The organism is Tunicatimonas sp. (genome assembly GCF_049647865.1).
GTDB lineage: Bacteria > Bacteroidota > Bacteroidia > Cytophagales > Cyclobacteriaceae > Tunicatimonas.
The window spans coordinates 1-5998 of the sequence record NZ_JBARYM010000007.1 but is presented as its reverse complement, the minus strand read 5'-3'; the positions used below and the strand labels follow the sequence as shown (position 1 = coordinate 5998).

6 protein-coding genes are annotated in these 5998 nt (G+C 43.1%); all 6 read left to right on the top strand.

Annotation, left to right across the window (positions count from 1 at the left end; genetic code table 11):
- On the top strand, window positions 1–1205 hold a 1205-nt coding region (locus WBA23_RS00180), incomplete at its 5' end, for a M23 family metallopeptidase (RefSeq protein ID WP_424580206.1).
- Window positions 1206–1289: 84 nt separating this feature from the next.
- On the top strand, window positions 1290–2276 hold the full coding sequence (locus WBA23_RS00175) for a nucleoside hydrolase (RefSeq protein ID WP_424580205.1): 987 nt from the start codon (window positions 1290–1292) through the stop codon (window positions 2274–2276).
- Window positions 2277–2288: 12 nt separating this feature from the next.
- Window positions 2289–3290 (top strand): multidrug DMT transporter permease, encoded by a 1002-nt coding sequence (locus WBA23_RS00170; protein ID WP_424580204.1) that lies wholly within the window; start codon window positions 2289–2291, stop codon window positions 3288–3290.
- Between the two features lie 249 nt (window positions 3291–3539).
- Complete coding sequence (locus WBA23_RS00165) at window positions 3540–4262, top strand: ABC transporter ATP-binding protein (protein ID WP_424580203.1); 723 nt, start codon at window positions 3540–3542, stop codon at window positions 4260–4262.
- 41 nt (window positions 4263–4303) lie between these two features.
- A complete protein-coding gene (locus WBA23_RS00160) occupies window positions 4304–5590 on the top strand; it encodes an efflux RND transporter periplasmic adaptor subunit (RefSeq protein WP_424580202.1) in 1287 nt (428 codons plus the stop codon).
- On the top strand, window positions 5583–5998 hold a 416-nt coding region (locus WBA23_RS00155), incomplete at its 3' end, for an ABC transporter permease (protein WP_424580201.1). The genes WBA23_RS00160 and WBA23_RS00155, both read left to right, overlap by 8 nt.

Genomic DNA, 5998 nt, shown 5'->3' with positions numbered 1-5998 from the left:
TTTCTGAATTAGTAGAATCAGAACCCCATTTCCTTTACGGAATAGAGGTAGATAGTTTTAAAGTAGTGGAAGCTACAGTAAAGCCTAACCAGTTCTTATCGCAGATATTACTTAACCATAACGTATCTTACGGAATTATAGACCGTTTAGCTAAGCAGTCTCGTCAAGTGTTTGATGTGCGAAAAATCCGAGAAAACCGGGACTATACATTACTCTGTAGTCAAGATTCGGCCGTTACGGCTCAGTACTTCATTTACGAGCCTTCTAATTTGGAGTACGTAGTTTTCGACTTGACCGATTCGGTTAATATTTACAAAGGACAGCATGAGATAGATACGCTAACAAAGGAATTTGCCGGAATTATTGACTACTCTATTTATCAAACCCTCCAGGACAATGGGGCTAAGCCCGAACTTGCGGCAACGCTGGCTGAGCTATACGCTTGGCAGCTAGATTTATTTAAAGTGCAGAAGGGAGATCGGTTCAAACTTATCTACGAAGAAATTCAAATTAGAGGTCAAGCAGTAGGAGTGGGAAAAATACTAGCGGCACATTTTGAGCGAACCGAAGAAGACTATTACGCTTTTTACTACGATCAGCAGGGAAAAGAAGAATACTTTGATGAGAAAGGAAACAGCCTGCGAAAAGCTTTTTTGAAAGCACCTTTGCGTTATTCTCGCATTAGCTCTCGCTTTTCTCACAGCCGATTACATCCGGTACTGAAGATACGCCGTCCGCACTACGGGATCGACTATGCCGCTCCTACTGGAACTCCCGTGCGAGCCGTTGGTGATGGTGTAGTAACAAAAGCCCACTACAGTGGCGGAGCCGGAAACTTTGTGAAGATTAAGCACAATGGCACGTATACCACCGGATATATGCACCTTTCTAAATATGCTGAAGGAGTACGCCGGGGTAAAAAAGTAGAGCAAGGAGATATAATTGGCTACGTAGGGAGTACCGGAATTTCCACCGGACCGCACCTCGATTATCGTATCTGGAAAAACGGAAAGCCAGTAGATGCCCTCTCATTAGAAATGCCGTCTTCCGAACCGATTCGGGAAGAACTTCAAGAGGATTATAAAGTGTACATGTCCGAGTTGTTAGATCAACTAAATCAGCTTTCTTATCCGAAGCGGCAGTTTATTCTGGCTAATGCCAAAAACAATGTGCAAGTAGTTGATTTGGGCGACCAAAGCCTCTAGGCCAGTACTGAGCGCATTGTAGAAGTATAATCTCTCCAGCTTTTTTGTATATTGCTAAGGTCTATTTACCAATACACAACCTATATGCTGCGTAATTTTCTTGCCACTGGGCTATTATTATTTTCTATTCCCGTTTTTGCTCAACAGTTTCCGTTACTACCGGTCGCTCAACGTATTGATCGACTCTCTCCACCTGAAACTCCACTAAGAGTCGTAATTGACACGGACACTTATAATGAAATTGACGACCAGTTTGCTGTAGTATACGCTTTATTCTCACCAGAACAACTTACGGTAGAAGCCATCTACGCCGCTCCGTTTAAAAATCATCGCTCCAAAAGTGCCGGAGAAGGAATGGAGAAGAGCTATGAGGAAATTTTGCGACTACTGAAACGTACCCAAACCCCGGTTGAAGGGTTCGTCTACCGAGGTTCCAATGAATTTTTGTTAAACACTGAGGAACCGGTGGAAAGTGAGGCGGCTCAGGATTTAATTGATCGAGCTATGAGTTCGGATGAACCGCTGTATGTGCTTACCTTGGGAGCACCTACCAATGTAGCGTCAGCAATTTTAATGGAACCAAGTATTAGAGAAAAGATTGTAGTAGTATGGTTAGGTGGCAAGGGGCTCAACTGGCCGTCGGCTAACGAGTTTAATTTAAAGCAAGATGTACTATCTTCCCAAGTGATGTTCGATTCGGGTGTACCACTGGTGCAAATACCTACCCAGCCTGTCACTTCTCATCTTTTATTATCAATTCCTGAAGCCGAAAAATATTTGAAGGGACAAGGAGATATTGGCGACTACTTACTAGAAATCTTTAGCCAGTATCCTACAGAAGTAGATGCCGACGAGTATGCTTGGTCTAAGGTAGTATGGGATATATCGGCGGTAGCCTACGCTATTAACCCAAACTGGTTCCAGAGCGAATTACGTGCTACGCCTATTTTGACCGATGAAAAAACCTATAGCTTCGACAACCGTCGTCCACTATACCGAACAGTCACCTATCTGAACCGAGATAAAATCTTCGGTGATATGTTTCGGAAGATAGAACAACAAGCCAAATAAATCCGATTCGTTATGTTAATCATTCAATCGTATGCTACGGCGGTTATTCTGTTAATCATCACCATGCTCTGCTGGGGTTCCTGGGCAAATACGCAAAAACTAGCTACTCAAAAGTGGCCATTTCAACTATTCTACTGGGATTACACGCTGGGCATAGTGCTGCTATCTCTAATATTTGGTTTAACCATCGGTAGCAGCGGAGAATTAGGCCGTAGTTTTTGGGAAGATTTGCAGCAGGCCGAGAGTGCTGCCCTTCGATCAGCCTTTATTGGCGGGGTAGTATTTAATATCGCTAATCTACTGTTGGTAGCAGCGATTGATATTGCCGGAATGGCGGTAGCATTTCCAGTGGGTATTGGTTTAGCACTAGTGTTGGGCGTAATTATTAACTACGTGGCGGTTCCGGTAGGTAATCCTTGGATGTTATTCGGAGGAGTGTTATTGGTTATGATAGCCATTGTGCTAGATGCACTAGCCTATCGCCAGAAGGAACAAGGAAAAGCAGTTTCTAACAAAGGCTTGTGGCTATCAATTATTGCGGGTGTACTTATGGGATTTTTCTTTCGGTTTGTAGCGGCTTCGGTGGCTACTGATTTTGAATATCCGCAAGCTGGACTCATGACCCCTTATACTGCCGTATTTGTATTTTCAGTTGGCATCTTTCTTTCTAATTTTATTTGGAACACAATTTTTATGTATCGTCCGCTGAAAGGTGAGCGAGTAACTTTTAGCGACTATTTTTCAAAGGGAAATGTTCGACTGCATCTAATTGGGATACTGGGCGGAGTTATTTGGTGTATAGGCATGTCATTTAGTATGCTAGCTTCCGAGCAAGCTGGGTTTGCCATTTCCTATGGGCTAGGGCAAGGAGCCACAATGGTAGCCGCTGCCTGGGGTGTTTTTGTATGGAGAGAATTTGCCGAAGCCCCCTCTAAAACTCAACAACTAATTTACGCTATGTTCGCTTTCTTCGTAGTAGGTTTAGCCCTAGTAATTGCCGCTCGGGTTGTTTAGTAATCGTACAAAGTGTTGTAGTTCCTAGTATTAATGCGCTCAAAAAAACGTAAAGAGTAAATTGACTAGATACTTAAGTAATCTCAATACTCTCATATCAATTTGTTAAATAATGTGAAAAAGGTCTAAGGGGAATAAAAAATTCGTAATTTCCTAGTTCACGAGGAAATAGCGTGCGATGACGAACGTTATTCGTTTATGTTGCTTTCTTAAACGTCGCTAATCTTACACTTTTACCTATTCCTACCTATGAGTTCGATCATTGAAACCCAGAACATTGCGAAGATCTACCGCATGGGAGGGGAAAAGGTGCATGCCTTACAGGATATTTCAATTCAAGTAAACCGGGGAGAGTACGTAGCCTTTATGGGGCCTTCCGGCTCGGGAAAATCTACCCTGATGAATATTGTCGGCTGCTTAGATACTCCTACTTCAGGTACTTATATATTAAATGATAATAATGTAAGCGATCTCTCCGAGAGTGATCTGGCTACCATCCGTAATAAAGAAATCGGCTTTGTCTTCCAAACATTTAATTTGCTACCTCGCTCTACAGCGCTGGATAACGTAGCCTTGCCGCTCATCTACGCCGGAATTGGTAAGGCTGATCGCCACGATCGGGCAATGGAAGTACTGAACAGTGTAGGCTTAGGCGATCGAGCATACCATAAACCCAACGAGCTTTCGGGGGGGCAGCGGCAGCGGGTAGCGATTGCCCGGGCACTCATCAACAATCCAAGCATTATTTTGGCCGATGAGCCAACGGGAAACCTGGATACCAAAACCTCCTACGATGTAATGGACCTCTTTCAGGATTTGCACGACCAGGGAAACACCATTATTATGGTGACACACGAGGATGATATTGCCCATTACGCCCACCGGATCATTCGTTTGAAAGATGGATTAATTGAAACCGATAAGATAAACGAAAGTATAACCCGCAATCAAGTTGATTCAGCAGTTAGCTAAGTGTCAATTAGAAGTATTAAATACAATAACCTCTCATACCTATGTTAAAAAAAGTTGGAATTCCCCTGGCTATCGTAGTCGTACTAATTGCGGGCTACTTTATTTTCTTCGGTGAAGCAAGCGCAGAAGAAGGAGTTGATCTTATCGCCAAAGTGAAACGCGACGATCTACAAGTTGATGTAACCGTTACTGGAGAACTAGAGGCAAAAAACTCAGTGCAAATCATGGGGCCTAACGGGTTACCTCAAGCTCGAATATATCAGGTGAATATCGATGATATTGTATCCGAAGGTACAGTAGTGAAAAAGGGCGATATGGTCGCTAGACTTGATGCTTCTGAACTGATGGATAAAATTCGAGAAGAAGAGTTAGAGGTTGAAGAAAGCATGAATAAGTATGAGCAAACTCAAATTGATACCGCAATTACTTTACGAGAACAGCGGGATAAAATAATTAATCTTCAATATGATCTAGAGCAAAAGAGGCTAGTACTAGAACAATCAAAGTTTGAGCCTCCGGCAACCATTAAACAAAATGAGCTAGATTCTGAAAAGGCCGAGCGGGCACTGGAGCAGGGTAAACAGGAGTATCTGTTATTACGCCGGAAGAGTGTATCCGAAATGGCACAATCTTCTACCAAGCTTCTCGACGATCAGCGAGACTTAGAGAAGTTACAAAGGCTGCTACGAGAACTCACCATAACTGCTCCCGAAAATGGTATGGTTATCTACGTTCGGGATTGGGATGGAAGTAAAAAGGGAAAGGGGTCGCAAATTCGCACTTGGGACCCACGGGTTGCTACCTTGCCCGACCTAACTTCTATGATCTCCCGAACCTATGTGAACGAAGTAGATATTAGCCGGGTAACAAGTGGCCAAGAAGTAGAAATTGGTTTGGATGCTTTCCCGGATAAAAAATTAACCGGCAAGGTAACTAAGGTGGCAAACATTGGAGAGCAGCGGCCAAATAGCGATGCTAAGGTATTTGAGGTAACCGTAGAAGTAAATGAAAATGATACTACGCTGCGCCCAGCCATGACTACCAGTAATGCTATTATCACTAACTATATTGAAGATGTGTTGCTGGTTCCATTAGAAGCTATTCATAGTCAGGGTGATTCACTCACCTACGTTTTCAAGAAAAATGGACTATCTACCATAAAGCAGCAGATAAATCTGGGAACCAAAGGTAACGATATGGTCGTAGTAGCTCAGGGGTTGGAAGAAAACGATGAAGTATTTTTGTCTGTCCCGAATAATGCCGAAGACAAGCCCATTGCTTATCTGGAGGAAGAACCCAAGCCTCTAACCGACCGGGGTAATGACTGAGAAGATACTCGCCAACTTCTCGTTAGCACTAGAAGCAGTTTTAGCCAATAAGCTGCGTTCTATGCTTACCGCACTCGGTATCATTTTTGGAGTGGCCGCAGTGATTGCCATGTTAGGCATTGGGGCCGGAGCCCAGCAAGAAATCTTGGATCAAATCCGTTTAATTGGGGTAAATAATATTGTGATTAGCCCCGTAGTTGAGCAAACGGAAGAGAATTTACAGGCAACCACCGTTTCGGCTAATAAACCAAAATTTTCGCCAGGTCTTCGTTTGGCGGATGTAGAGAGTATTAAAAAAATTATTCCGGGTATTGCCAAGGTTAGTCCCGAAATTATTCTTGACAAATATTTAATTACGAACGGAATACGTCGCTCAGCTAAATTGGTAGGAGTAAATAACTATTACTT